23 protein-coding genes are annotated in these 25136 nt (G+C 67.2%); 11 read left to right on the top strand and 12 right to left on the bottom strand.

Translation table 11 applies throughout. The annotated features are described in order from the left end of the window. Positions 1–72: 72 nt before the first annotated feature. Positions 73–537 (bottom strand): TRAP transporter small permease, encoded by a 465-nt coding sequence (locus ACXJKJ_RS20350; protein WP_457391899.1) that lies wholly within the window; start codon positions 535–537, stop codon positions 73–75. Then, positions 534–1553, bottom strand: a complete 1020-nt coding sequence (locus ACXJKJ_RS20345) for a TRAP transporter substrate-binding protein (RefSeq protein WP_457323569.1) — start codon at positions 1551–1553, stop codon at positions 534–536. Before ACXJKJ_RS20345 ends, ACXJKJ_RS20350 begins: the two co-directional genes overlap by 4 nt. Positions 1554–1697: 144 nt before the next feature. On the opposite strand from ACXJKJ_RS20345, the gene egtB reads away from it, so the two are divergent. Beyond that, complete coding sequence (gene egtB / locus ACXJKJ_RS20340; protein ID WP_457323570.1) at positions 1698–2840, top strand: ergothioneine biosynthesis protein EgtB; 1143 nt, start codon at positions 1698–1700, stop codon at positions 2838–2840. Further along, positions 2837–3811, top strand: a complete 975-nt coding sequence (gene egtD / locus ACXJKJ_RS20335) for an L-histidine N(alpha)-methyltransferase (RefSeq protein WP_457391898.1) — start codon at positions 2837–2839, stop codon at positions 3809–3811. Before egtB ends, egtD begins: the two co-directional genes overlap by 4 nt. A gap of 7 nt (positions 3812–3818) precedes the next feature. On the opposite strand, the gene ACXJKJ_RS20330 is transcribed toward egtD, so the two are convergent. The 10 genes from ACXJKJ_RS20330 to ACXJKJ_RS20285 all read right to left on the bottom strand — a co-directional run bounded on the left by ACXJKJ_RS20330 (position 3819) and on the right by ACXJKJ_RS20285 (position 12598). Then, positions 3819–4115, bottom strand: coding sequence for a type II toxin-antitoxin system RelE/ParE family toxin (locus ACXJKJ_RS20330; protein ID WP_457391896.1), 297 nt, complete (start codon positions 4113–4115; stop codon positions 3819–3821). Continuing rightward, entirely contained in the window at positions 4112–4459 is a 348-nt protein-coding gene (locus ACXJKJ_RS20325) for an addiction module protein (RefSeq protein ID WP_457391894.1), read from the bottom strand. The genes ACXJKJ_RS20330 and ACXJKJ_RS20325 overlap by 4 nt, the downstream gene beginning before the upstream one ends. Before the next feature lie 74 nt (positions 4460–4533). Next, positions 4534–5226 carry an urea ABC transporter ATP-binding subunit UrtE gene (gene urtE / locus ACXJKJ_RS20320; protein ID WP_457353888.1) on the bottom strand — a complete coding sequence of 231 codons (693 nt, stop codon included), beginning with the start codon at positions 5224–5226 and terminating at the stop codon, positions 4534–4536. 1 nt (position 5227) lies between these two features. Next, positions 5228–6061 carry an urea ABC transporter ATP-binding protein UrtD gene (gene urtD, locus ACXJKJ_RS20315; protein WP_457391893.1) on the bottom strand — a complete coding sequence of 278 codons (834 nt, stop codon included), beginning with the start codon at positions 6059–6061 and terminating at the stop codon, positions 5228–5230. Beyond that, positions 6058–7104 (bottom strand): urea ABC transporter permease subunit UrtC, encoded by a 1047-nt coding sequence (gene urtC / locus ACXJKJ_RS20310; protein WP_457391891.1) that lies wholly within the window; start codon positions 7102–7104, stop codon positions 6058–6060. The genes urtD and urtC overlap by 4 nt, the downstream gene beginning before the upstream one ends. Further along, complete coding sequence (gene urtB / locus ACXJKJ_RS20305; protein ID WP_457391890.1) at positions 7101–8642, bottom strand: urea ABC transporter permease subunit UrtB; 1542 nt, start codon at positions 8640–8642, stop codon at positions 7101–7103. Before urtB ends, urtC begins: the two co-directional genes overlap by 4 nt. A 113-nt stretch (positions 8643–8755) precedes the next feature. Then, positions 8756–10006: an urea ABC transporter substrate-binding protein gene (gene urtA, locus ACXJKJ_RS20300; protein ID WP_056203781.1), complete on the bottom strand. Its 1251-nt coding sequence runs from the start codon at positions 10004–10006 to the stop codon at positions 8756–8758. Positions 10007–10237: 231 nt separating this feature from the next. Continuing rightward, a complete protein-coding gene (locus ACXJKJ_RS20295) occupies positions 10238–10987 on the bottom strand; it encodes a LytR/AlgR family response regulator transcription factor (protein ID WP_457353646.1) in 750 nt (249 codons plus the stop codon). Next, positions 10984–12000, bottom strand: coding sequence for a sensor histidine kinase (locus tag ACXJKJ_RS20290; protein ID WP_457391888.1), 1017 nt, complete (start codon positions 11998–12000; stop codon positions 10984–10986). The genes ACXJKJ_RS20295 and ACXJKJ_RS20290 overlap by 4 nt, the downstream gene beginning before the upstream one ends. A 13-nt stretch (positions 12001–12013) precedes the next feature. After that, the gene (locus tag ACXJKJ_RS20285) at positions 12014–12598 is read right to left on the bottom strand and encodes a hypothetical protein (RefSeq protein ID WP_457391886.1); all 585 of its coding nucleotides are present in this window, start codon (positions 12596–12598) and stop codon (positions 12014–12016) included. A 131-nt stretch (positions 12599–12729) separates the two neighbouring features. On the opposite strand from ACXJKJ_RS20285, the gene ACXJKJ_RS20280 reads away from it, so the two are divergent. The 9 genes from ACXJKJ_RS20280 to ACXJKJ_RS20240 all read left to right on the top strand — a co-directional run. Continuing rightward, positions 12730–13428, top strand: a complete 699-nt coding sequence (locus tag ACXJKJ_RS20280) for an ABC transporter ATP-binding protein (RefSeq protein ID WP_457391885.1) — start codon at positions 12730–12732, stop codon at positions 13426–13428. Then, on the top strand, positions 13421–15775 hold the full coding sequence (locus ACXJKJ_RS20275; protein WP_457391883.1) for an ABC transporter permease: 2355 nt from the start codon (positions 13421–13423) through the stop codon (positions 15773–15775). Before ACXJKJ_RS20280 ends, ACXJKJ_RS20275 begins: the two co-directional genes overlap by 8 nt. A gap of 149 nt (positions 15776–15924) precedes the next feature. Continuing rightward, positions 15925–17214 (top strand): ABC transporter substrate-binding protein, encoded by a 1290-nt coding sequence (locus ACXJKJ_RS20270; protein WP_457391881.1) that lies wholly within the window; start codon positions 15925–15927, stop codon positions 17212–17214. Beyond that, complete coding sequence (locus tag ACXJKJ_RS20265) at positions 17211–17936, top strand: response regulator (protein ID WP_056203803.1); 726 nt, start codon at positions 17211–17213, stop codon at positions 17934–17936. The genes ACXJKJ_RS20270 and ACXJKJ_RS20265 overlap by 4 nt, the downstream gene beginning before the upstream one ends. Further along, a complete protein-coding gene (locus ACXJKJ_RS20260; RefSeq protein ID WP_457353658.1) occupies positions 17920–19431 on the top strand; it encodes an ATP-binding protein in 1512 nt (503 codons plus the stop codon). The genes ACXJKJ_RS20265 and ACXJKJ_RS20260 overlap by 17 nt, the downstream gene beginning before the upstream one ends. 3 nt (positions 19432–19434) lie before the next feature. After that, entirely contained in the window at positions 19435–20904 is a 1470-nt protein-coding gene (locus ACXJKJ_RS20255) for a tryptophan halogenase family protein (protein WP_457391879.1), read from the top strand. Between the two features lie 566 nt (positions 20905–21470). After that, positions 21471–22523 carry a LacI family DNA-binding transcriptional regulator gene (locus ACXJKJ_RS20250; protein ID WP_457391878.1) on the top strand — a complete coding sequence of 351 codons (1053 nt, stop codon included), beginning with the start codon at positions 21471–21473 and terminating at the stop codon, positions 22521–22523. A 396-nt stretch (positions 22524–22919) separates the two neighbouring features. After that, positions 22920–24407, top strand: coding sequence for a glycoside hydrolase family 43 protein (locus ACXJKJ_RS20245; RefSeq protein ID WP_457391876.1), 1488 nt, complete (start codon positions 22920–22922; stop codon positions 24405–24407). 134 nt (positions 24408–24541) lie between these two features. Next, the coding region (locus ACXJKJ_RS20240) for a family 43 glycosylhydrolase (protein WP_457391874.1) at positions 24542–25136 on the top strand (595 nt) is incomplete at its 3' end.

Below are 25136 nucleotides of genomic sequence, written 5' to 3'. Positions count from 1 at the left end.
CTCTTTGCCTACTTTCTGGTCGCTCAGAAAGTAGGTCGCCCGCCGGGGCGAACTCCCGGCTGGGCCTTGCCATCAAGCCTCACCTCGCTCAAGAGTCTGAACAACCGCAATCACCGCCGTCAACGCCAACCCCGGCGCCAGGATGGCATAGGCCCACCACATCGGCAGACCGAGGATCATGGTCTGCTCACCGGCCTCGTCGACAGCCGCCGCGCCCATGCCGGTGCGCCAGGCCAGCAACCCCAGCATGACGGCCAGCAGCAGCGCGCCGAAGCGGTCCAGCGCGCCATTGACGCGCTCGGATGCAGCCTGGGTAAAGAAGTCCACGATGATGTTGCCGCGCCGCAGCTGGCACCAGGGCAGGCACAGCGCAATCGCCAGTGCGATGCCGATCTGGCTCAGTTCCACATCACCACGCACGGGGCTGGCGAACAGGTTGCGGCCGATGACGCTCCACAGCGTCATGCCGGCGACGAGCAGCGCGCAGACGCCGCCCAGCAGCGCAAATACTGCCGCCAGCTTCTCAAGCCATTTCACTTCTTGTACTTGGCCAGCAGCGCCTGCGCTTCGCTCAGCATCTGCTTGCCGGGCAGGCCACGCTTGTCCATGTCGGCGGCCCAATCGTCGTAGAGCGGATGGCTGGCCTTGATCCAGTTGTCCACCTCGGCAGCCGGCACCGTGTAGAAGACATTGCCGCGGTCCACCGCCGGCTTGCGGCCAGGCGCCTGGCTGGCATCCCAGGTGCGGCCGGCGGCCTGCGACAGGGCGGCGCCGGAGTTCCTGTCGATGACGGCCTTCAGGTCGGCCGGCAGGCTGTCGTATTTGGCCGGGTTCATCGCCAGGATGAAGACCGCGCTGTACAGCGCCGGCCGGCTCGGGTCGGTCTCGGTGTGGTACTTGACCATCTCGTGCAGCTTGACCGAGGGGATGACCTCCCAGGGCAGCGCAAAGCCGTCGATGGTGCCCTTGCTGACCGCATCGGCCACGGCCGGCAGCGGCATGCCGACCGGTGAGGCACCCAGGCTGCTGAGCAGCTTGTTGGTCTGGCGCGTCGGTGCGCGCAACTTCAGGCCCTTGAAGTCGGCCAGCGTCTTGATCTGGCGCTCGCGGGTGTGCAGATAGCCCTCGTCGTGCGTCGCGAACATCAGCGGCTTGACCGCGGCAAACTCCTTGACGGCGTACTTGCCATAGAAGTCCCAGGCTGCGCGCGACGCCGCCTCGGCGGAGTTCGTCATGAAGGGCAGCTCGAACACCTCCATGATGGGAAAGCGCCCGGCCGTGTAGCCCGGTAGCGTGAAGGCGATGTCGACGACACCGTCCTTGACCTGGTCGATCAACTGGGCCGGCGTGCCGCCGAGCTGCATGGCCGGGTAGACCTGGCATTTCAGGCGGTTGCCGGAGTCTGCCGCGATCTTGTCGCACCAGGGCGCCAGGATCTGTGTCGGCGGCATGGCGCCGGGCGGCCAGAAGTGATGCACCTTGAGTGTGATCGGCTCGTTGGCCTGCACCGCGGTCGCGGCCAGCAGGGCGGCGATGAAGGCGATAGCTTTCATGCCCGGTCTCCTTGTTGTATGGCGGCGATCCTAGGGGAATTGGCTCTGCTGACATCCCCGCACCCACCCTAGGGGGGGGTGTCCTACAGCCAAAGACCCTGCACTGACATACCGTTGGCAGCAGTTTGCGATACGGTGCCACCCATGTTGACCGAGCTGCTCCGCGCCACCCGAGCCCATTCGCTCGCCCTTGCCGCGCCCCTGTCGGACGAGGACGCCCAGCTGCAGTCCATGGCCGACGCCAGCCCTACCAAATGGCATCTGGCCCACACGACCTGGTTCTTCGAGACCCTGGTGCTGTTGCCACATCTGCCGGACTACTGCGTCTTCGACGAGCGCTGGCCGCGCCTCTTCAATTCCTATTACGAGAGCCTGGGCCCGCGTCATGCGCGCCCGCAACGCGGCCTGCTGAGCCGGCCCAGCCTGGACGAGGTCAAGGCCTACCGCCGCCATGTGGATGCCGCCCTGGCCGACCTGCTGCCACATGCTGGCGACGATGCCCGCCGGCTGATCGAACTGGGCTGCCACCACGAGCAGCAGCACCAGGAGCTGCTGCTGACCGACATCCTGCACGCCTTTTCCTGCAACCCACTGCTGCCGGCCTACGACGTGTCAACACCGCTCAAGGCCGTCGCCCCTGATCAGGCCTGGCTGAAGCACGCTGGCGGCATCGTCGACATCGGCCATGGCGGCAGCGGCTTTGCCTTCGACAACGAAGGCCCGCGCCACCAGGCCCTGCTCGCGCCTTTCGAGATCAGCAACCGCCTCGTCACCTGCGGTGAGTACGAAGACTTCATCGACGCGGGCGGCTACCGCGAGCCGCTGCTGTGGCTGTCCGATGGCTGGGCCACCGTGCAGGCCCAGGGCTGGCAGCGACCGGCCTACTGGCTGGAAGACGGCAGTGTGTTCGGCCTGCATGGCGTGCAACCGCTGGATGCCGACGCGCCTGTCATGCAGCTCAGCTTCTACGAGGCTTGCGCTTTTGCTGAATGGGCTGGCGCGCGGCTGCCGACCGAGTTCGAGTGGGAGGCGGCATGCGGATTGCCGGGCTTCGCGCTGGCCGCCGATCAGGCCTGGCAGTGGACTCGCTCCAGCTACGCGCCCTACCCCGGTTTCAAACCCGCGGCGGGCGCGGTTGGTGAATACAACGGCAAGTTCATGGTGGGGCAGCAGGTATTGAGAGGCGGCAGCCTCGCGACCCCGCTGGGCCACGCACGACCGAGTTACCGCAATTTTTTCCCGCCGGCCGCACGCTGGCAGTTCAGTGGAGTGAGGCTCGCAAGATGAAACCAGGAATCGAATGGCGCCAGCCCCGCGCCTCGGCCGACAACGAGCAGTTCGCGGCCGACCTGCACGCGGCGCTGAGCCGCGCGCCCAAGGCGATCTCGCCCAAGTACTTCTACGACGAGACCGGCTCCAAGTTGTTCGAGCAGATCTGCGAGCTGCCCGAGTACTACCCGACGCGCACCGAACTGTCACTGCTGCAGACGCATGCGGACGACATGGTCGCGCAGATGGGCGGCCAGGTGCAGCTCGTCGAATACGGTGCCGGCGCTCTGCGCAAGGTGCGCCTGCTGCTGGACGCCATCCCGCGCGACAGCGTGCAGTTCGTGCCGGTGGACATCTCGGGCCCGCACCTGCTGGCGGCCTGTGACGGCCTCGCGGGCGACTACCCGGGCCTGGCCATCCAGCCGCTGGTGGCTGACTTCACGCGCCCGCACACGCTGCCGCCCTGCCCCGAGGGCAGCCGCCGTGTCGGCTTCTTCCCTGGCTCCAGCATTGGCAATTTCACGCCGAGCGAGGCGGACGCCTTCCTGCGTCTGGCCGCGGGCGAACTGGCCGGCGGTGGCCTGCTGATCGGCATCGATCTCGTGAAGGACCACGGCACGTTGCATGCGGCCTACAACGATGCGGCCGGCGTCACTGCAGCCTTCAACATGAACCTGCTGCACCGCGCCCGCCAGGAGCTGGGCGCCGAGTTCCCACCGGACGGCTTCGAGCACCTGGCCTTCTACAACCCAGCGTATCGACGCATCGAGATGCACCTGCGGGCAACGCGGCCGCTGGAGCTGCAGCTGGGCGGCGAGGTCTACAGCTTCCACGAGGGCGAGACGCTGCACACGGAGCATTCGCACAAGTACACGGTTTCGGGCTTCCAGGCGCTGGCCGAACGCGCGGGCTTCAAGCCGGGCAAGGTGTGGACGGATGAGAACGGGTGGTTTGCGGTGCTGTGGCTGGAGGCGGAGAGCAGCAAATAGGCCAGCGCTATGCGCGCCTCCCACCAAAACCCGGGCGCTTGCTGTCGTGCTTGACGACGATGATCCTGACCTCCTCGTCCGCGATCACGCGATAGACAACGGTGTATGGAAAGACGCTCATGGCGAAACCGCGTCGGCCATTTGAGCGTGGCGAGCCGATGTCGGGATGCTCAAGGAGCAGGGCAGCAAGCCGTTTGAACTCTGCAACAAAACGGGCTGCCACGATGGGCGAGCCCTCACGCTCGTAGAAGGCGGCGGCTTCGTGGACGTCTTGCTCTGCGGCCGGATGCAGTGTGACCTTCATCCGGGAAAGCGGGCTTCCAGTCTGGCGACGGCCACATCGACGGGCACGGCGTTGGCGGTGCCGACTTCAAGCTCTTGCTCGCGTTCGTCGGCCAGCTTGTCCCAAGCAGCCTCAACGCCAGCGTCCACGTCCAGGCTGGCGATCAATCGATCCAGCAACTTCGCGCGATCGGCTGGCGATAGTCGCAGTACTTCTGCTTGAAGGGTTTCGAGAGCGGTCGTCATGAGCATCCCCTGGGGCCTGAAGCTTGGGCAGTTCGGGTAGCTTGCCACAACTCCGTTCGGGCACTGCGAACCCGAACGATGCATGATGCGGTCGGCGATGCGGTCGGCGATGCGGTTCACTGCGTTCACCCCTACTGGAGCCCGGCGATATAGCGTTCTGCCGCGTCAGAACACGGAATCGATTGGCAGCGATCTCAGATCGCCAACCTCTCCCGCACCCCATCCGCCGGCATGTCCTTGCCCCGCCCACGCATGACGATCTCGCCGCGCTGCATCAGCAAATACTGGTCGGCCAGCTCTTCGGCGAAGTCGTAGAACTGCTCGACGAGCACGACCGACAGGCCCTTGTCGTGGGCCAAGTGCTTGATGACGCGGCCGATGTCCTGGATGACGTTGGGCTGGATGCCTTCGGTCGGTTCGTCCAGCAGCAACACCTTGGGGCCGGGCGCGAGCGCGCGGGCGATGGCGAGCTGCTGTTGCTGGCCGCCGGACAGGTCGCCGCCGCGGCGTGAGCGCATCTTGTCGAGCACGGGGAACAGCTCGAACAGCTCCTTGGGCAGTGGCGTGCCGGCGGGCTGGCTGGAGAGGCCCATCTGCAGGTTCTCCATGACCGTCAATCGCCCGAAGATCTCGCGGCCCTGCGGCACGTAGCCGAGGCCTGCGCGCACGCGCTGGTGGGTCTTCAGCTTATTGATTGCCTCGCCGTCCAGCGTGATGCTGCCGGACGTGACAGGCACGACCCCCATCAGGCTCTTCAGCAGCGTCGTCTTGCCGACACCGTTGCGACCCAGCACGACCGTGATTTCACCGGGCTTCAGGTCGAAGCTCAGGCCGCGCAGGATGTGAGAGCCGCCGTAGTGCTTGTGCAGGTCCTGCACTTTCAAGATGTCATCTGCCAAGGTACACCTCGATCACCTTCTCGTCGGACTGCACGGCGGCCATGGTGCCTTCGGCCAAGGTCTTGCCTTCATGTAAAACCGTGACCGTGCGATGCGCGCCGGCCAGCGTGCCGACGAAGTTCATGTCGTGCTCGACGACGACGAGGGAATGCTTGCCCTCCAGGCTCAGGAACAGCTCGGCGGTGCGCTCGGTCTCCTCGTCGGTCATGCCGGCGACGGGCTCGTCGAGTAGCAGCAGCTTGGGGTCTTGCGCCAGCAGCATGCCGATCTCCAGCCACTGCTTCTGACCGTGGCTCAGCAGGCCGGCGACGCGCTCGCGCTCCTCGGTCAGGTGCACAGTCTTCAGCAACTCGCCAAGCCGATCCTTTTGCTCGCCATTCAACTTGGCCCGCATGGCGAAGCGCGCGCGGCGATCACCGGCGAGAGCCAGCTCCAGGTTCTCGGCCACGGTCAGCGCCTCGAACACCGTCGGCTTCTGGAACTTGCGGCCGATGCCGGCGCGGGCAATCTGCTGCTCGCTCATCAGGCGCAGGTTGAGGTTGCTGCCGAAGAAGATGCGTCCGCTGTCGGGCCGCGTCTTGCCCGTGAGGCAGTCCATCGTCGTCGTCTTGCCAGCACCGTTCGGACCGATGACACAGCGCAGTTCGCCCACGCCGACCGTGAACGACAAGCCGCCCAACGCCTGGAATCCGTCGAAGGCGACCTTGAGGTCTTCGACGTAGAGCGCAACACCTTGGTTGAAAACAGGCTCGCCAGACGTGGCGAAGCGGGTAATGGCACGGGAGCGAGCCTCAGCGCCCGCCTCAAGAAGTTCTGGTGTCATTTCTTGAACCTCTTCGCCAGCCCCATCAAGCCTTGCGGCAGGAACAGCGTCACCGCGATGAAGAGCCCGCCCAGGATGTAGAGCCAGCCTTCCGGCCACCAGGCCGTGAAAACCGACTTGGTGCCGTTGACGAAGAAGGCGCCGAGCACCGGCCCGATCAGCGTGCCGCGGCCACCGACGGCCGCCCAGATGGCCATCTCGATGCTGGCCGCCGGGCTCATCTCGCCCGGGTTGATGATGCCGACCTGGGGCACGTAGAGAATGCCGGCCAGCGCGCACATGACCGCCGAGATCACATACGCGCTGAGCTTGAAGGCGACCGGGTCATAGCCCAGGAATCGCACGCGACCTTCGGCGTCGCGGATGGCCTGCAGGATGCGGCCCCAGCGGCTTTGCGTCAGTGCTCGGGCGATGAGGTAGCAGACGATCAGCGCGACGCCGCTGGCCACGCACAAGCTCACCTTCATGCCCGGCGTGTTCAGCGGCATGCCGGCGATGCGCTTGAAATCGGTGAAGCCATTGTTGCCGCCAAAGCCCGTCTCATTGCGGAAGAACAGCAGCATGGCCGCCACCGTCAGCGCCTGCGTGATGATGGAGAAGTACACACCCTGGATGCGCGAGCGGAAGGCGAAGTAGCCGAACACCGCCGCCAACAGGCCGGGCACCGCGAGCGCCAGGAAGATCTGGCCGACCAGAGAATCGCTGAGCGCCCAGTGCCAGGGCAGTTCCTTCCAGTTCAGGAAGACCATGAAGTCCGGCAGGTCCGACTGGTACTGGCCTTCGCGGCCGATCTGGCGCATCAGATACATGCCCATGCCATAGCCGCCAAGGGCAAAGAAAAGCCCATGGCCCAGCGACAGGATGCCGCCGAAACCCCAGATGAGGTCCAAGGCCAGGGCACAAATGGCAAAGCAAAGAAACTTGCCGAGCAGGCCCACGTAGAACTCGCTCAAGTGCAGCGCGTGACCGGGCGGGAAAGCGAGGTGCAACAAGGGCACGAACAGCAGCACGAGGGCCACCGCGATGAGCAACGTCTTCTTCATTCGACCGACCTGCCCTTCAATGCGAACAGGCCTTGCGGCTTTTTCTGGATGACGAGCACCAGCAACATGAGCAGCGCGATCTTGGCGAGCACAGCGCCCTGCCAGCCTTCCAGCAGCTTGGACAGCACCCCAAGACCCAGGCCCGCGTAGACGGTGCCGGCAAGCTGGCCGACGCCGCCCAGCACGACGACCATGAAGGCGTCGACGATGTAGCTCTGGCCGAGGTCAGGGCCGACATTGCCGATCTGGCTCAGTGCGCAGCCGGCCAGGCCCGCGATGCCCGAGCCGAGCGCGAAGGCCATCGTGTCGACCTTGGCGGTGTTGACGCCCACGCAGGCCGCCATGCGGCGGTTCTGCGTGACGCCACGCACCATCAGGCCCAAACGCGTCTTGGCCAGCAGCAAAGCCATGCCGACCAGCACCAGCGCTGCAAATCCAAGAATGGCCAGGCGGTTGTAGGGCAGCGTCAGGTTGGGCAGCAGCGCCCAGCCGCCGGACAGCCAGGTGGGGTTCTCGACTGCCACGTTCTGCGCGCCGAACAGCGTGCGCACGGCCTGCATCAGCACGAGTGAAATGCCCCAGGTCGCCAGCAGCGTCTCCAGCGGCCGGCCGTAGAGCCAGCGGATGACCGTGCGTTCCATCGCCGCACCGACGAGAGCCGCGACGATGAAGCTGGCGGGCAGCGCCAGCCACAGGTAGTAATCGAAGGCCGCAGGCAGCCAGGCGCGAAAGCCCTGCTGCACGCAATAGGTGGCGTAGGCGCCCACCATCAGCAGCTCGCCGTGCGCCATGTTGATGACGCCCATCAGGCCGTAGGTGATGGCCAGGCCTAACGCGACGAGCAAGAGCACAGAGCCGAGGCTCAGGCCCGAGAACAGCAGCTGCGCGCGCTCGCCCCAGGCCAGGCGGTCGCCGATGGCGTCGATGGCGCTCTTCATCGCGGCCTTGGTGGCGGCATCGGTCTCGCTGCCGATGCGATCCAGCAGCAGGGCCCGCGTCGTCGGGTCGGCGCTGCCGGCCAGCTCGACGGCAGCGGCGCGGCGCTGTGCAGCGTCGGTGGACGACAGCTTGGCGCCGGCCACCAGCGCACTCAACTGGCCGCGCAGGTCCGCATCGGTCTCGGCCGCCAGCGCACGCTCGTACAGCGGCAGCTTGGCCGCGCTGGCGTCCTCACGCAGCGTCGCCAGCGCCTTGGCGCGCGTGTCGCGATCCTTGGACAGCAGGGCCAGCCCGGCCAGGGCCGAGTCGATCTCGCGGCGCAGGCGGTTGTTCAGCATGGGTTCGTCGCCCTCTGGCGGCGCGGCGCCCTCGGCGGCCACGACCGCCTTGCCCTCGCGCAGCCGCACGCGGCCGTCGAGCAGGGCATGCAGATAGTCCGCCAGGGCCGGGTCAGCCTGGGCCACGGCCTCGTTCAGGGCGGCGACACGTTCGTCACCCTCACCCGCAGCGATGCGGGTGAGCAGCTCGGGTGGCAACGCAGCCCAGGCTTGAAGGCCACACAGCGCCAGCAGCCAACCGAAAAGAAGTCGCTTGATCATGAAGGCCCAGCCGAGTCAAAACCAGCGCGGTGCGACAGCACGCGCGCCTCTCCAGTGGGCGCCGCCCAACCCGGCCTGGCCGGTCGGACGGCGCGCCGCAGCTTTGCTGCGGCTTACTTCGTGGGCTCGTCCTTCTTGCCCTTGTTCTCGGGGATGTACGGGCTCCACGGCTGGGCCTTGACCGGGCCGGGCGTCTTCCACACCACGTTGAACTGGCCGTCACCCTTCACTTCGCCGATGAAGACCGACTTGTGCAGGTGGTGGTTCTTCTCGTCCATCTTGGACGTGATGCCCGACGGTGCCGTGAAGGTCTGGCCGGCCATCGCCGCGATGACCTTGTCGGTGTCGGTGCTGCCGGCCTTCTTGACGGCCTGCGCCCACATGTTGATGCCGATGTAGGTGGCTTCCATCGGGTCGTTGGTCAGCGGCTTGTCCTTGTGGCCGGCAATGCCCTTGGCCTTGGCGTAGTCGCTCCACTTCTTGATGAAGGCGTCGTTGGCCGGTGCCTTGATGGACATGAAGTAGTTCCACGCGGCCAGGTGGCCTTGCAGCGGCTTGGTGTCCACGCCGCGCAGCTCTTCCTCACCGACCGAGAAGGCCACCACCGGCACATCGGTCGCCTTCAGGCCCTGGTTGCCCAGTTCCTTGTAGAAGGGCACGTTGGAGTCGCCGTTGATCGTGGAGATGACCGCCGTCTTCTTGCCTTCGGCGGCGAACTTCTTGATCTTGGCAATGATGCTTTGGTAGTCCGCGTGGCCGAAGGGGGTGTAGTCCTCCATGATGTCGGCTTCGGGGATGCCCTTGCTCTTCAGGAAGGCGCGCAGGATCTTGTTCGTCGTGCGCGGGTAGACGTAATCGGTGCCCAGCAGCACGAAGCGCTTGGCGCCACCGCCGTCCTTGCTCATCAGGTATTCGACGGCGGGGATGGCCTGCTGGTTGGGCGCGGCACCCGTGTAGAACACGTTCTTGCTCAGCTCTTCACCCTCGTACTGCACCGGGTAGAACAACAGCGCGTTGGTCTGCTCGAAGACCGGCAGCACCGACTTGCGGCTCACCGAGGTCCAGCAGCCGAACACGACGGCGACCTTGTCCTGCGAGATGAGCTGCTTGGCCTTCTCGGCGAACAGCGGCCAGTTGGAAGCCGGGTCAACCACCACCGGCTCCAGCTTCTTGCCGAGCAAGCCGCCCTTGGCGTTGATCTCGTCGATGGCCATCAGCACGGTGTCCTTCAACACGGTCTCGGAAATGGCCATGGTGCCGGACAGCGAGTGCAGCACGCCGACCTTGATGGTGTCGGCAGCAAAGGCGGCGTGGGGGAGCAGGGTGGCAGCGGTGGCCAGTGCAAGAGCGGAACGGCGAAGCATCGGTATTCCTCCAGGTTGGATGTGAGGGTCGGGTAGCCGGAGGGCATGAGCGCAAGCCCCGTGCCAGCTTCGTGCACTTCGTCACACCCGGCGATCGCCCACCGGGTCGCACGTTCACGGCCCATGACAGCCCTGTCGCGGTGCAATTTGCACCGTTGGTGTACTGCAGCATTGGGCTATTGCACGAAAACAGGGCTGGTCATGCCCCGATTTGTGGCTTGCGGGTAGACCCTAGCCAGCCAAGCCGCGCAAGACCTGGGACCGGCTTCGGCTGACCATCAACGCCCGGCCGTCCTTCAGTTCGGCGCTGAGCTGGCCATTGGCCAGGCGCCGGAAGCGCGCCACCGCATCCAGGTTGACGATGCAGCCGCGGTGGATGCGCACCCAGCGCTCGGCGTCCAGCCTCTCCTCCAGTCGCGCCAGCGCCAGGTGCAGCAAGTGCTCGGCACCGCCGGCGTGCACGGCGACGTAGTCGCCCACTGCCTCGAAGTGGCTGACCTCGGCCACGGCCACCGGCACGATGGCCGCGCCGCTGCGCACGAACAGGCGTGTCAGCGGGCCGCGCCCGAGCAGCTCGGCCAGTCGCTCCAACGCCGGTGGGCAGGGCTCGCCCAGGGCGGCGCGCACACGCTCCAGCGTGGCATTGAGCCGCTCAGCGCCGAAGGGCTTGAGCAGATAGTCCAGCGCGCCCAGCTCGAAGGCCGTGATGGCGTGTTCAGCGTGGGCCGTCGTGAAGATGACCAGTGGCGGCGTGCCGGACGCCGCCAGGCGGCGCAGCACCTCGGTGCCCAGCAGACCCGGCATCTGGATGTCCAGGAAGACCAGCTCGGGCTTCAGGCGCTGGATTTCGGCCAGCGCCGCCGGGCCGTCGGCCGCTTCGCCCACGCAATGCAGCCAGGGCAGGCCGCGTAGCAGATGGCGCAGGCCGGCACGGGCGACGGGCTCGTCGTCGGCGATCAGGGCGGTGACAGCGGCCGTCATGCCTCGTCCTTCACCGGCAGGCGCAGTTCGGCGCGCAGGCCCCGGCCAGGCGCCGTCTGCACCGTCAGAGAAGCGCTGGCGCCGTAGAGCCAACCCAGCCGCTCGCGCAGCCGGCGCAGGCCGGTGCCGCCGGTCTCCAGCGCGGCGGGCTCAACGCCCATGCCGTCATCAGCCGTGGCGATCAACAGGGTCTCGCCTTCGACGCGTGCAGTGACCCGCACCGTCGTCGCCTCGACCCGCGGCGCGGCACCGTGGCGCACCGCGTTTTCCACCAGCGTCTGCAGCGCGAAGCTCGGCAGCAGCTCGTTCAGCGCCGCGTCCTCGAACTCGGTGACGACACGCAGGCGCTCGCCGAAGCGGATGGCCTCGATGTCCAGGTACAGCTGCACCATCGCCCACTCCTCGCGCAGCGTGACGAACTCGCGCGGGTTGTCGAAGCTCGCGCGCAGCAAGGCCGCGAGTTGCTCGGCCGCGCGCGTGGCGCGTTCGGGGTCGAGTGGGATCAGCTGCACCACGGTGTGCAGCGCGTTGAACAGGAAGTGCGGATGCAGCTGGGCGCGCAGCGCAGCCAGCTGGCTGCGCGCCTGCAGCGCTTCCAGCTGCGCGTTGCGGGCCGCGGCGCGCTGGGCATAGGCGACGCCGGCGATCATCACGTAGAACCACACGCCGGTGACGAGGTAGGCCGCGATGCCCGGCCCGACCACCAAGACGACGCGGCCCACCACGAGGCTCTCGACGATGCTGTTGGACGCGACCCAGGCCACGGCGTACAGCGCCGCACCGAGCGCATGCTTGGCGACGAAGCTCAGCTTCAGCGGATGTGGCCACGGCAGGCGAGCGGTGAAGCGGTGCACAGCGAGGCCCAGCACCGCCGCCGTCGCCATCAGCCGCAGCGAGTAATGCAAGGCCTCGTGAATGCCGGCCCCATGCACGGTCATCATCAGCACCGCGAACAGCGCTGCTACCGGCAGCCAGCCGATCAGCCATTGCACCCAGATCCAGGCTCTGCCCATTCCTGCTCCGCGCCTATCTAACTGCTTTGCGCGATGTGCGCTTGGCGACGATGGTCAGCGTCCCCTCCTCCCAGTTCGCGCCATTGTCCAGCGAGCGGTCCTGGCGCATCTTGAAGCGGTCAGCGGTGATCTCAAGGAAGCGCGTGCGTGTCAGCACCGGCTTGCCCTCGGCGTTCTGGCCGCTGCCCTCGATCAGCATTTCACCGCCCTGCCACTGGCCGTTGCTGCTGCCGAAACGCGCACGGTAGACATCCAGGCCGCTGATGAGCCAGCGCTTGGTCTTGGTGTCGAAGATGCGCTGGCTGTAGTTCAGCGACGTCGGGTTGCCCGAGGCATCGAAGATGCGCAGCTCGTCATCCAGGCCGTAGCCGTCGAAGGCTTTCCAGGCCTTCCAGCTGCCCACCAACTTGGGCGCCCCGTGGATCATCGCGGCCAGGCCACCGACCTTGGGTGCCACCTCCAGCTCCCATTGGCCGACGAGGAAGTCGAACTGCGCAGCTTCGGCGGGCGCTGTGGCGGCTGGGGGCGCCGCGCCGCCATGCTGGGCGTGGGCCATGCCGGCGAAGGCCAGAGCGAGGGACAGGACAAGGGCTTTCATGACATCTCCAGGTAAGGGATGCCGCAGCATCGCGACGCGCGGGACGCCTGGCGAGGGCCGAATCGCCGAGTGGCACAACGGTGCCGTCCAACGGTGCGCCGCACGGCCGGCGGCTTCCTACATTGGTCGCCATGGACCCAACTGCACTCATCCGCCTGCGCGGCGTCGGCAAGAGCTACCCGCAAGCGGGCGGCGATTTCCAGGCCCTCGCCGCCCTCGACCTCGATATCCACGCCGGCGAGTTCGTCGCCGTGGTCGGCCCCTCGGGCAGTGGCAAGTCGACGCTGCTCAACCTGCTCGCCGGCATCGACCGCGCGGGCAGTGGCGAGCTGAGCGTGGCCGGCCAGAACCTGCGCGCTTTGCCCGAGCGCGCCTTGTCCCGCTGGCGGGGCAAGGCAGTCGGCGTCGTGTTCCAGTTCTTCCAGCTGCTGCCAACGCTGACGGCGCTGGAGAACGTCATGCTGCCGATGGACTTCTGCGACCAATGGCCGGCTGCTGAACGACCCGCGCGGGCCCGGGCCTTGCTCGAGCGCCTGGGTGTGGCCGACCAGGCGGACAAGTTCCCGTCTGCCCTTTCAGGCGGCCAGCAGCAGCGCGTGGCCCTGGCCCGGGCGCTGGCCAACGCGCCGGCGCTGATCCTGGCCGACGAGCCGACTGGGAACCTCGACTCCGTCAACGCCGAAGCCCTGCTGGCGCTGCTGGCCGAGCTGGCCCGGGAACAAGGCGTCACCATCGTCATGGTCACGCACGAAGCCGCCGCTCTGGGCCAGGTGCAGCGCAGCCTGCGCCTGCGCGACGGCCGCCTCGTCGAGGACCGTCGACATGACTAAGGTTCTCAAAACCTGGCGCGACCTCTGGCAGCACCGCGCGCGCAGCCTGCTCGTTGTGCTCGCGGTCGCGCTGGGGCTGACCGCCGCCGGCACCATCCTGAATGCGTGGACCCTTGTCGAACGCGCCACCGACCACGGCTACAGCGCCAGCCTGCCCGTCTCGGCCACGCTTGTGCTGGACCGGGCCGATGCGCAGGCGCTGGCCCTTGCCAAGGCACTGCCCCAGGTCGCCGCCGCACGCTTGCGGCGCAGCGCGATGGCCGCCGTGCAGGCCAATGGCCGCTCGCGCAATGCCGTCGTCATCGCGCTCGACGACTTCCAGCGCGCCGACATCGGGCGGCTGCAGCTCGACACGCCACCCATCGACGGCGGGCTGTGGATCGAGCGCTCCTCGCTGGACTTCTCCGGCGCCAGCGTCGGCGAGCCGGTGGCCTTGCGCGTGGCCGGTACCGAGACACTGCCGGTCGACATCAGGGGCTTGGTGCGCGACGTCAGCCAGGCGCCCGGCTGGATGGAAAACCTCGTCTACCTGTACGGCACCGGAGCGACGCTGACGCGACTGGGTGCGCCAGCGGGTTTCAACGAATTGCAGTTCCGCATGCGGGACGAGCACGCGACGCGCGCCGACGTGCGCGCTGTCGTCGACACCTTGAAGGCCGCGCTGATCGCCGGTGGCTACGCGGTCAAGAGCGTCGACGTGCCCGAACCCGGCCAGCACATCCACGCCGCGCAGATGGACTCGCTGCTGATGACCCAGGGCGCCTTCGGCCTGCTGGCGCTGCTGGCCTGCGGCTTCCTGGTCGTCAACCTCGTGGCCGCGATGCTGGCCGGGCAGACGCGCGAGATCGCCGTCATGAAGGTGCTGGGCGGCTCGCCTGGCCAGATCGGCGCGATGGTGCTGGCCCAGGCCGGCGCTCTTGGCCTGCTGGCCTCGGCGATCGCACTGCCCGTGGCGCTGTGGCTGGGGCGGCTCTACGGCGGTCTCAAGGCCGAGCTGCTGAACTTTCCGCTCGACGGCATCGCGACGCCGGCCTGGGGCGTGTTGCTGCAACTCGCCGTCGGCCTGGCGCTGCCCCTGGCGGCAGCCGCGCTGCCGGTACGCGGCGCGCTGCGACGATCCGTGGGCGAGGCGCTGCGCGACATCGGCATCACGCGCGAAGGCCAGGCGCTCGGCCTCAGGCGCGGCGCGCTGGCCGCCCGCCTCGTGCCGCTGCTGGGCGGCTGGGCACGGCCGCTGCTGCTGTCGGTGGGCAATGCCTTTCGCCGCCGCCAGCGCATGCTGCTGACCGTGCTGGCCCTGGCCAGCGGTGGCGCGGTGTATCTGGGTGCCGCCAATTTGCGCAGCGCCGTGCGCGGGTCGGTGGACGATCTCTTCGATGCCCAGCGCTACCAACTGCAGGTGCGCGTCGCCACGCCCTCACCCGCCGTCAGGCTGGAGGCGCTGGCCCTGGACGTGCCCGGCATCACGGCGGCCGAGGCCTGGCGTGGCTTGCGTACCAACACCAGCACCGACCTCGGCGCCGAGCCGCTGACGCTGCTTGGCGTGCCGCCCAGCGGCCGTCTGCTGGCGCCGCGTCTGCTCGAGGGTCGCTGGCTGTCGGGTGACGGCGAACTTGTGGTCAGCCGTCTGCTGCAGAGGCAGCAGCCCGCGCTGACCGTCGGCAGTCACCAACGCATCGCCGGCCGCGACTGGACCGTCGTCGGCCTCGTCGATGCCGGCCCGCAAGCCCTGGCCTACACCTCGCGCGCCACGCTGGACGCGCTGGCCGGCAACGACCTCGCGACAAGCCTCGTGCTGAGGCTGGATCGGCCCGACTCGCCCGTCGCCCTGCTCGACGCCGTGCAGCAATTGCGCGCGTCCTTCACCGAGGCCGGCATCGGCGTCGCCGCCAGCCAGTCCCAGGCTGACAACCGCCGCGTCGTGGAGGACCATCTGCTGATGGTTGTGGACTTCCTTGGCGCCATGGGCCTGGTGATGATCGCCGTCGGCGCGATGGGCCTGGCCTCGACCATGGGCCTGGCCGTGCTGGAGCGCCGGCGCGAGATCGGTGTGCTTCGGGCCATCGGTGCACGCGATGGCGCCATCCTGGCAATGGTGCAGGTCGAGGGCCTGACCCTGGTCGTGCTGGCCTGGCTGACGTCGCTGCCCCTGGCCCTGCCCATCAGCGCCCTGCTCGAGGTGGCCTTCGGCCGCATCATGTTCAGCGTGCCATGGCGCTTGCTGCCGAGCCCGGCCACGGCGTTCGGCTGGCTCGGATTGATGGCGCTGATCTCGCTGATTGCCTGCGCGCTGCCCGCACGCCGCGCGTTGCGCATTCCCGCTGCGCAGGCGCTTGCCTACGCCTGAGTCACGGTAAGCCCCAATCGCCATTTGAAGCACTTCTCAAGACAATCGCGGCCTCCCGGCAGGTGGCGATCTCCTTGAGTCACACAACATTACAGAAGTCGTACGAAACGCAAGGTTGGCGCTGCCGGGCGGCCCGCAAGATGCGGCGCATGCTGGCGTTGGCGGTGTTGCCCTGGAGTTGCGCGGCCATGGCGGCTGGGCCGACTGTGGCCACGCCTGCAGCCGAGGGCGCGGGTGAGCTGAATGTGCTGCATTGGTGGACGTCTGCCAGCGAACGCGCCGCGGCCAACCACGTCGCCGCACGCATGGCCGAGAACGGCCTGAAGTGGGTGGACGGTGCCGTGGCCGGCGGCGGCGGCGGTCCGGCCATCAAGGTGCTGAACGAACGCATCCTGCGCCGCATGGCGCCCAAGGTGGCGCAGCTCAACGGCGCGTCCATGAACGAATGGGCCGACATGGGCCTGCTGCTCGAACTCGACGGTGTCGCCGCGAAGCGCAACTGGTCCAAGGTCATGTTCCCGCAGGTCATGGCCCAGGTGACGGTGCGCGGGCACATCGTCGCGGCACCGTTGGGCATCCAGCGCATCAACAACCTCTACCTGAACAAGGCGTTGCTGAAGCGCCATGGCATCGAGCCGCCCAATGACTGGGACGGCCTGGAGCGCGCCGCCGTCAAGCTGCGCGCCGTCGGCGTCACGCCGGTCGCCTTCAGCGATGAGCCCTGGCAGGTGGCCACCATCTTCGAGGCCATGCTGCTCAGCGAGGCCGGCCCGGCGCTGTACCGCCGCATGCTGGAGCAACGCGACCTCAGCGCTTTCGACGACCCCGCGTTGGAGCGCGCCCTCAAGCGCCTGCGCAACTGGCGCAACCTCGCGCTGCCGGCCAGTGGTGTGGCGCCCGGCGAGCGACCCTGGACCGACGTCGTTGCCGACTTCGCCAATGAGCGCGCGGCCATGATGATCATGGGCGACTGGGCTCGCGGCGAGTTGGGCGCCATGGGGCTGGAAGGTGAGCGCGACTTCAGCTGCAAGGCCGTGCCCGGCACCGCCCAGGCCCATCTCTACAGCATCGACACCCTGGCCATGCTGGCCGGCAATGGCGGCAGCCAGGCCGACCAGGAAAAGATGGCCGAGCTGCTCGGCAGCGCCACACTGCAACTGGGCTACAACCGCATCAAGGGCTCCATCCCCGTGCGCCGCGACGTGCCGGTGGACGAACTGGACCCCTGCGCGCAAGCCTCCTTCCATCTCTTCGCCAACCCCAACACGCCGCGCGTGCCCAGCCTCGTGCACCGCATGGCCTTTGGCGAGGTCGGCAAGAACGCCATCATCGAAACCGTCCATCGCTTTGCGCTGGACCCGAGCCAGACGCCCGCTGCCGCACAGCGCAAGCTGCAGGGCCTGCTGCGCGCACTCGCTCCCAAGAAAGCTGTCCCATGACCCCGCGCAAGATCCTGATCGTCGACGACGATCAAAAAATCCGCAGCCTGTTGAAGACCTATCTCGAGAAAAACCAGTACGAGGTGCTGCTGGCCCACGATGGCGCCAGCTTCATGGCCGAGTTCGAACGCCACCGCGACGAAATCAGCCTGTGCATCCTGGACGTGATGCTGCCCGACACCGAGGGCTTCACGCTGTGCCAGTCGGTGCGCCGCCGCTCCGAGGTGCCCGTCATCATGCTGACCGCCAGCGCCGACGAGACCGACCGCATCGTCGGCCTGGAGCTGGGCGCCGACGACTACCTCGGCAAGCCCTTCAACCCGCGCGAGCTGCTGGCGCGCATCAAGGCCATCACGCGCCGCACCGGCCAGGAGAAGGCCAAGGAGCCGCGCTACTACGCCTTCAACGGCTTCACGCTGGACCTGCTGGAGCGCAGCCTCATCGACCCTGACGGCACCGCTACCGCGCTGTCGGGCATGGACTTCCAGCTGCTCAAGCTCCTCGTCGAGCACCCCGGCGAAGTGCTGGACCGCAGCCGCCTGGCCGAGGTCACGCGCGGCCGCGACCTGGGGCCGCTGGACCGGTCGCTGGACGTGCAGGTCAGCCGCCTGCGCCAGCGCCTGCAGGATGATGGCAAGCAACCGGCGCTGATCAAGACGGTGCGCGGCTCGGGCTACGTTTTCTCAACGACGGTGACACCGCGGCATGCCCTCGGAGGCTGAGGACGCCGGCCCACCCGTACCAGCGCGAAGCTGGTGGCATCGCGCCAGCAGCTTTCTCTTCGACAGCCTGCAGGGGCGCTTCGTGCTCGCCATGCTGGGCGGCCTGGCTCTTGTGCAGTTGGTCGTCAACCTGCTCTGGTACAGCCAGATCGAGCAGCGGGTGCGGCGCCAGACCGAGCTGGCCGCGCATCACGTCGCCAGCGGTGCAATAGGTGCCGTACGTGCGCTGCGTGAGCTGCCGGCGGCCTATCGCCCCCTGCTCATCGAACAGTTGCGCACGATGGGCGGCACACGCTTCCTCGTCTTCTTCAACGGCGCCGCGGTCAGTGTTGAGCCCCTTCCCAGCCAGCCGATGGCGCACATGTTGGAGCAACAGGTCACACAGGAACTGACCGCCCAGTTGCCCAAGGGCACGCCGCTGCGCGTGGCGCTGGCCTCGCCCATCGGCCTGGCCGTGTCGCCCAGCGGCGCGCTGCTGAGCGACTTGCCGGAGAGCTGGGTCGAGCCCTCGTTGATTGCCGCCGAGCGGCCCGCGCCCTTTCTCGTCATCCAGGCCGAGACCGAGCCGGGCGTGTGGCTCTACCTCAGCAGCACCCTGCCCGATCCCTACTTCCTGGAGCAGCTGGAGTTCTTCACCTGGCAGCGCCTGACGCCGCAACTGCTGGCCCTGGGCCTGGCCGTGCTGCTGACGTTGATCGCCGTACGCGCCATCACGCGGCCGCTGGCGGGCCTGAGCCAGGCGGCGGCGCGCGTGGGCCGGCGCGTGGCGCCCAAGCCATTGCGTGTCAGCGGCACGCAGGAGGTGCGCCAGGCCATCGAGGCCTTCAACGACATGCAGGAGCGCATCCGCCGCTACATCGGCGACCGCGAGCGGCTGTTCGCGTCCATCTCGCACGACCTGCGCACACCGATCACGCGGCTGCGCCTGCGCAGCGAGCTGCTGGACGACACCGCCGTGCAGGACGAGTTCCATGAGGACCTCGACGAGCTGGACATGATGGTGAAAACGGCGCTGCAGATCGTCAAGGACACCGACATCCACGAGAACCGCGCGCCGCTGCGCATCGACCTCGTGCTGCAGAAGATGGTGCGCGACGCGCGCATGGGCGGGCACAAGATCGAGCTGCAGAACGAGGCGCTGACGGTATTCGGCAAGCCGCTGGCGCTCAAGCGAGCCATCGGCAATTTGCTGGACAACGCGATGTTCTACGGCGAAAGCCAGCAGCAACCGGTGGAGGTCAGCGTGTGCAGCGACGAGGACGGCCTCGTGCTCGTGACCGTGCGCGACCATGGCCCCGGTGTGCCGGAGAGCGCGCTGGCGCGGCTGGGCCAGCCCTACACGCGGCTGGAGCATGGCGCTGCGATGCGCAAGGAGGGCTTGGGATTGGGCCTGTCCATCGTGCGCGAGATCGTGGCGGACCATGGCGGCACGGTCGGGTTTCGTAATCACCCGGCCGGCGGATTTGAAGTCCGGGTTGCCCTACCCGCAGGCTAAGCAATGGCGCCTCCCAAACACATCGCCATCGTCGGCGGCGGCACGGCCGGCTGGATGACGGCCAACCTGCTGCGGCACCGCTGGGCGCGGCTCGGCGTTGACGTCACGCTGATCGAGTCGGCCGACATTGGCACCATCGGCGTCGGCGAGGGTTCGACGCCCTTTTTGCGCCACTTCTTCCGCACGCTGGGCATTGAAGAACGCGACTGGATGCCGGCCTGTGACGCGACCTTCAAGAGCAGCATCCGCTTCCCCGGCTGGAGCACCGTTGCGGGCTACGAGAGCTACGTTCATCCTTTCTTCAGTGAAGCGGACCGTGAGCTGGGCAATCTCTTCTTCACCAACGCCTGTCTGCGTCGGCGTGGCCAGGCGGCCGATGCCAACCCGCGGGACTTCTTTCTCGCCGCAGAGTTGGCCCGGCAGCGAAGAGCGCCGCTCGGCACGGATTACGCCTATCACTTCGACGCTGGCAAGCTCGGCGCCTTCCTGCGCACGCACGCGGTGGGCCTCGGTGTGCGCCACATCGTCGACACGGTGGCGCGCGTGGAACTGCGCGAGAACGGCGACATCGCGGCTGTGCACATGAAGAGCGGCGCGCGCGTCGATGCGGACCTCTTTGTTGATTGCAGCGGCTTCAAAGGCCTGCTGATCACCGAGACGCTCGGCGAGCCTTTCCTCCCCTATCGCGACAACCTCTTCAACGACCGCGCCATCGCCATCCCGACGCCGCTGGTCGATGGCGAGGACATCCCCTGCGAAACCGTCTCGACCGCCCTGCGCCACGGCTGGGCCTGGCAGATCCCGCTGACGACGCGCTATGGCAATGGCTATGTCTACAGCTCTGACTTCGTCAGCGATGACGAGGCCGAGCGCGAGTTGCGCGAGGTCCTCGGCGCCGCGGCCGAAGGCGCCACCGCGCGACGCCTGCGCATGCGCGTTGGCTGCGTGAAGCAGCACTGGCGCCAGAACTGCGTCGCCATAGGCCTGGCCCAGGGCTTCATCGAACCGCTGGAAGCGACGGCGCTGATGCTGATCCAGCTCAGCGTGGAGCAGTTCATCGCAGCCATGGAAGGTGGCGAATTCGAGCGCCGACAACAGGACGCGTTCAATCGCCGCGTCAGCGAGATGTTCGAGGGCGTGCGCGACTACGTCGTCGCCCACTACCAGCTCAACACGCGTCGCGACACCGACTACTGGCGTGCCAACCGCGCCAACAAGAACATCTCCGACCGGCTCGCCAGCCTGCTCGACGTCTGGGACCGCGGCGGCGACTTCGAGGCCGAGCTGGAGCGCCACGGCGCGAAGCTGATGTATCTGCGCCCGTCCTGGTACTGCCTGTTCGCCGGCATGGGCCGCTTCCCGGCTGAGCTGCGCGCGGCGCCTCAGGCCGTCACGGCCGCGGTCGCAAGACAAAGCCTGGCCAACATGGCTCGGGCGTTCCGCTCACACCATCGCTGCTTGATGGGCGAATGAGCCATCTGCACCAACTTGCCGTGTCAGTCGCGTCGAGGTCACCTCCACTCGCCAACTCCGGTGTTGACCGACGTTCGCTCCAGGCTGGTTGCAGTCTTTCGCCGCGACGCCCAGGTTGGCCGCTCAGCTCCCGAGCTTCCTTTCAAGCGACCGACCGGGACGCTCTGAAGCGGGTGGTCACGGCACCCTGAGCCGCCGCCTCATAAAGAACTTTCCGGAGTTCGTCTCGCTGAACATGAGAATTTACGAGGTGGACTTCGCTCGAGCATTTCGGTGCACCCTTCCCAAGGACGTCGGTACGCTCTGCGGCCAGAACGTTGCGTTTGTCGTCAGCTCAGACCTTCGTCCACGTGCAGCACGCCGGCTCGGGCTCGCCGTCCAGACTCGTCAAGACGATTGCTGCCGCGCCCGCAAGCACCGGAGGTCGATGGTCGGACTGACTGTGGCGATACCTGGTTCCAGCTAGACGCGATGCTAGAGTGCGCCGCCCCGTCTCTCCCGCCCGCCGGACAGTGTCCGCTTCGATACCCAGGCCTTCCAAGCCACCGAAGAGCCATCGTCACAAGTTGCCCACGCTCGCTGACGTCGCGCGAGAAGCAGGGGTTTCTGAAGCGGCGGCGTCCTCCGCGCTCAGCGGTGCGAAGGGTTCGACGCGCGTGTCGGTCGAGACACGTGAGCGGGTCCTTGCGGTGGCGGCGCGCTTGAGCTACCGGCCGAACGCGACCGCGCGTGCGCTGACGTTTCAACGCACCAATGCCATTGGCTTCGTCGCCAACATCGCCAATGAGGAACCCAACCTCTACCTCCTGGAAGTGTTCAACGGCGTCGTGCGCGGTGCGACGGAGGTCCACCAGACCACATCCATCTTTCCGCTCAGTGGCTGGGAAGAAGCACCGAAACGCATCCCGGCCTTGTGCGACGGACGCGTCGACGGACTCGTCGTGCTGGCACCCTACCTGGAAGATGACAGCACGACCTGGCTCCCACCGCATACGCCCATGGTCACGATCCATGCCGGCAGGCTGTTGCGGGCGCAGGTGAACGTCGAGGCGGACGATGAAACGGGCGGCTATGCCATCGCGCGCCACATGCTCGGGCTTGGATATCGCCGCATCCTCTGCGTGGGGGGACCGGTGCGCGCCAAGGGCGCGGACCGCCGTGTCGAGGGCTTCCTGCGCGCCCATGACGAAGCCGGGGTCGAAGTTGCTTCCGACCATGTGATCCGCACGTGGTTCACCGGCGAAGGGGGCAGGCAGGCCATGCAGGAATGGCTGCAACGCCACCGCGGCCAGCCGTTGCCCGAGGCCGTCTGCTGTGGCAGCGACGACATCGCCTTCGGCTGCATCGAGGCATTGGAGGGCGTCGGGCTGAGCGTTCCTCGGGACATCTCGATTGCAGGCTTCGATGACACCTTGCTGGCCCGCTCACTGCACATGACGACGGTGCGCCAGCCCCTGCTTGAGATGGGGCGCCGCGCGGTCGAGGTCCTGATGCAGTTGATCGAAGCGCAGCGCCGAGGGGAAGCCTACGCCGGCCCAAGCGACATCGTTCTGCCCATCGAAATCGTTCACGGCCGAAGCTTGCCAGGTCCTCGAAGCACGCAGCTGATCATCCCTTGACACGGGGAAGCCGCTAGGTTTTTCCCTAGTTAGTTCGGCCACCGAACGAACTAAGATTGCTTGCGCGGCACGACCGCAACTATTTTGGTCAATTGATTAACCGCCCCATCAAATTGATTAACCGGTGAATTAACGCGCGTGGTTGGAGGAGTCATATGCCGCGGGGCGAATCCATTCATTTCTCCCGCGGACCTCGCTGCTGACGATGACCCTGCTTTGCCCGTGGGGTCGATCGATGAGTCCGCAAACCACCATGTGCACAGCCGCCACAACCGAATTGAAGGTTCTCACTTAGCCATGCGCCTCGCCAGACTGCTTCAACACACCGCTCTTTGCTGCGCAGCCATCACGTGTGCCGCCGCTCCGGCCGCCGGACTGGCACCAGGCGCCAACCCCGTGCTGCGCGACCGCTTCACCGCCGACCCCGCACCGCTGGTGGTGGGCGACACGGCCTACCTCTACGTGGGTCGCGACGAGGCCAAGGGCAACGACTTCTTCCTGATGAAGGAGTGGCTGGCCTACTCGTCCAAGGACCTGCGCCAGTGGACCGCCCACGGCACCGTCATGAAGCCCACCGATTTCAAGTGGGCGGTGAGCGATGCCTGGGCCGCGCAGGTGGTGCAGCGCAATGGCCGCTTCTACTTTTACGCCACCGTGCAGCACAACGACACGCAGCCGGGCAAGGCCATCGGCGTGGCGGTGGCCGACAACCCGCTGGGCCCGTTCAAGGATGCACGCGGCTCGGCGTTGATCACGGATGCGTCCACGCCCAGCCCCTACGGCTGGAGTGACATCGACCCCACCGTCTTCATCGACGACGACGGCACCGCCTGGCTGGCCTGGGGCAACCCGGTGCTCTACCTGGCCAAGCTCAAGGCCAACATGACCGAGCTGGACGGCCCCATCGAGAAGATCTCGGTGCCCAACTACACCGAGGGGCCGTGGCTGTCCAAGCGCAAGGGCACGTACTACCTGACCTACGCATCCATGGCGCAGCAGGGTCTCTTTGAGCATCTGTCTTATGCCACCGCGCCGAGCCCACGCGGCCCTTGGACCTACCAGGGCCTGCTGACCGGCGCCGTGCCCAACAGCTTCACCATCCATGCCGGCGTCATCGACGACTTCAAGGGCCAGTCCTATCTCGTTTATCACAATGCCGGGCTGACGCTGAACGGCGAGACCGGCGCCACCTCCCGCCGCTCGGTCGCGATGGAGTACCTCTACTACGACGCCGACGGCCGCATGTGGCCGATCACGCAGACGGAAGCCGGCATCAGCAAGCCGCCCCAGCCGCCCAAGGGCAAGGTGCCGGCGCTGGCGGACCCGGGCCGCTCCGACCCGCGCGTGGCCGTCCAGCAGTTCGCCCAGGGCTATCCCGAAACCTGGCCTGGCAGCCCGGCGCTGGCCTCCGTCACCCGGCCTTTCGAGCAGACACCCGAGCCCATCGGCTTCAACCGCGACGGCGGCGCCAGCCGCCTGGTGCAGACCTTCGTGCCGCGCGCCGACATCCCACTAGGCCGGCTCAGCCTGTACGCCGGTGACGGCCACGGCACGGACGCCACGCGCAGCTTGCGCCTGTCGTTGCGCGACGTGGAGGCCGGCACCGAACTGCTCGGTGCGGGCGAGGGCCTGGCCATTGCCTACCGGCCGCAAGGGGCCGGGCTGCTGAGCTTCGACTTCAGCGCCCATCCGCCTGTCGTGCTGAAGTCCGGTCGTCGCTACGCGCTGACGCTGCAGGGCCAGAAGGACGCGGTGACGATCAACCTCCGCGCCAGCCGCAGCGATGTCTATGCCGACGGCGAGGCGACCCTTGATGACCGGCCGCTGAAGGACAAGGAAAGCGGCCGCCCTGCGGACTTCGCGTTCGCGCTGTATGCGCGGTAGGCGCGCTGAAACGGCCTCAGGCCGGGCGGCAAGTCGCCTTGACCGACGCGACTCCAAATGACTGATCCGGACAAAACATGGACAAACACGCTGACGACCTGAGCCGCCCTTGCGCCGCCTCTCCCACCCGCCTCATGAACCGCCCGGTTCTTTGGCTCGTGATGGCCCTCGTGCTCTGCGTCGCGTCTCAGGCCGTTCCGGCGGCACAGGCAGCTCCTGCTCACAACCCGCTGATCTGGGCCGACGTTCCGGACATCGCCATCATCCGAGTAGGCAAGACCTACTACATGAGCAGCACGACGATGCACATGAGCCCGGGCCTGCCGATCATGAAGTCGACGGACTTGGTCAACTGGCGCATGGCTTCCTACGCCTATGAAACGCTGGCAGACAACGAAGCCCTCCGCCTCGACAACGGCAAGGACGCCTACGCGGCCGGCTCGTGGGCCCCCAGCCTGCGTTACCACGACGGCGTGTTCTATGCCTCGACGTTCTCCTACACCAGCGGACGCACCCACATCTACACCACGCGCGATCCAGAGCGCGGCCCGTGGAAGGAGATGAGCTTCGAGCCCGTGCTGCATGACCACAGCTTGTTCTTCGACGATGACAGTCGCGTCTACATGGTTTACGGAGGCGGGCGCATCACGCTCGTCGAGCTGAAATCCGATCTCTCCGGCATCAAGCCCGGCGGCGTGAACAAGGTTCTCATCGAGAACGTCAACACCG

It is taken from the genome of Roseateles sp. P5_E1 (assembly GCF_054049335.1).
The sequence above is the reverse complement of the archived record's forward strand: the minus strand, read 5'-3'. Positions and strand labels throughout refer to the sequence as shown.

Bases quoted from the DNA above. Each gene is read 5' to 3' on its own strand.
- ACXJKJ_RS20265 (WP_056203803.1), top strand. From the start codon at position 17,211: ATGACCCCGCGCAAGATCCTGATCGTCGACGACGATCAAAAAATCCGC.
- ACXJKJ_RS20260 (WP_457353658.1), top strand. From the start codon at position 17,920: ATGCCCTCGGAGGCTGAGGACGCCGGCCCACCCGTACCAGCGCGAAGC.
- ACXJKJ_RS20255 (WP_457391879.1), top strand. From the start codon at position 19,435: ATGGCGCCTCCCAAACACATCGCCATCGTCGGCGGCGGCACGGCCGGC.
- ACXJKJ_RS20275 (WP_457391883.1), top strand. From the start codon at position 13,421: ATGACTAAGGTTCTCAAAACCTGGCGCGACCTCTGGCAGCACCGCGCG.
- urtA (WP_056203781.1), bottom strand. From the start codon at position 10,006: ATGCTTCGCCGTTCCGCTCTTGCACTGGCCACCGCTGCCACCCTGCTC.
- ACXJKJ_RS20270 (WP_457391881.1), top strand. From the start codon at position 15,925: ATGCTGGCGTTGGCGGTGTTGCCCTGGAGTTGCGCGGCCATGGCGGCT.
- ACXJKJ_RS20345 (WP_457323569.1), bottom strand. From the start codon at position 1,553: ATGAAAGCTATCGCCTTCATCGCCGCCCTGCTGGCCGCGACCGCGGTG.
- egtB (WP_457323570.1), top strand. From the start codon at position 1,698: ATGTTGACCGAGCTGCTCCGCGCCACCCGAGCCCATTCGCTCGCCCTT.
- egtD (WP_457391898.1), top strand. From the start codon at position 2,837: ATGAAACCAGGAATCGAATGGCGCCAGCCCCGCGCCTCGGCCGACAAC.
- ACXJKJ_RS20285 (WP_457391886.1), bottom strand. From the start codon at position 12,598: ATGAAAGCCCTTGTCCTGTCCCTCGCTCTGGCCTTCGCCGGCATGGCC.
- urtC (WP_457391891.1), bottom strand. From the start codon at position 7,104: ATGAAGAAGACGTTGCTCATCGCGGTGGCCCTCGTGCTGCTGTTCGTG.
- ACXJKJ_RS20290 (WP_457391888.1), bottom strand. From the start codon at position 12,000: ATGGGCAGAGCCTGGATCTGGGTGCAATGGCTGATCGGCTGGCTGCCG.
- ACXJKJ_RS20280 (WP_457391885.1), top strand. From the start codon at position 12,730: ATGGACCCAACTGCACTCATCCGCCTGCGCGGCGTCGGCAAGAGCTAC.
- urtB (WP_457391890.1), bottom strand. From the start codon at position 8,642: ATGATCAAGCGACTTCTTTTCGGTTGGCTGCTGGCGCTGTGTGGCCTT.
- urtD (WP_457391893.1), bottom strand. From the start codon at position 6,061: ATGACACCAGAACTTCTTGAGGCGGGCGCTGAGGCTCGCTCCCGTGCC.
- ACXJKJ_RS20295 (WP_457353646.1), bottom strand. From the start codon at position 10,987: ATGACGGCCGCTGTCACCGCCCTGATCGCCGACGACGAGCCCGTCGCC.
- ACXJKJ_RS20330 (WP_457391896.1), bottom strand. From the start codon at position 4,115: ATGAAGGTCACACTGCATCCGGCCGCAGAGCAAGACGTCCACGAAGCC.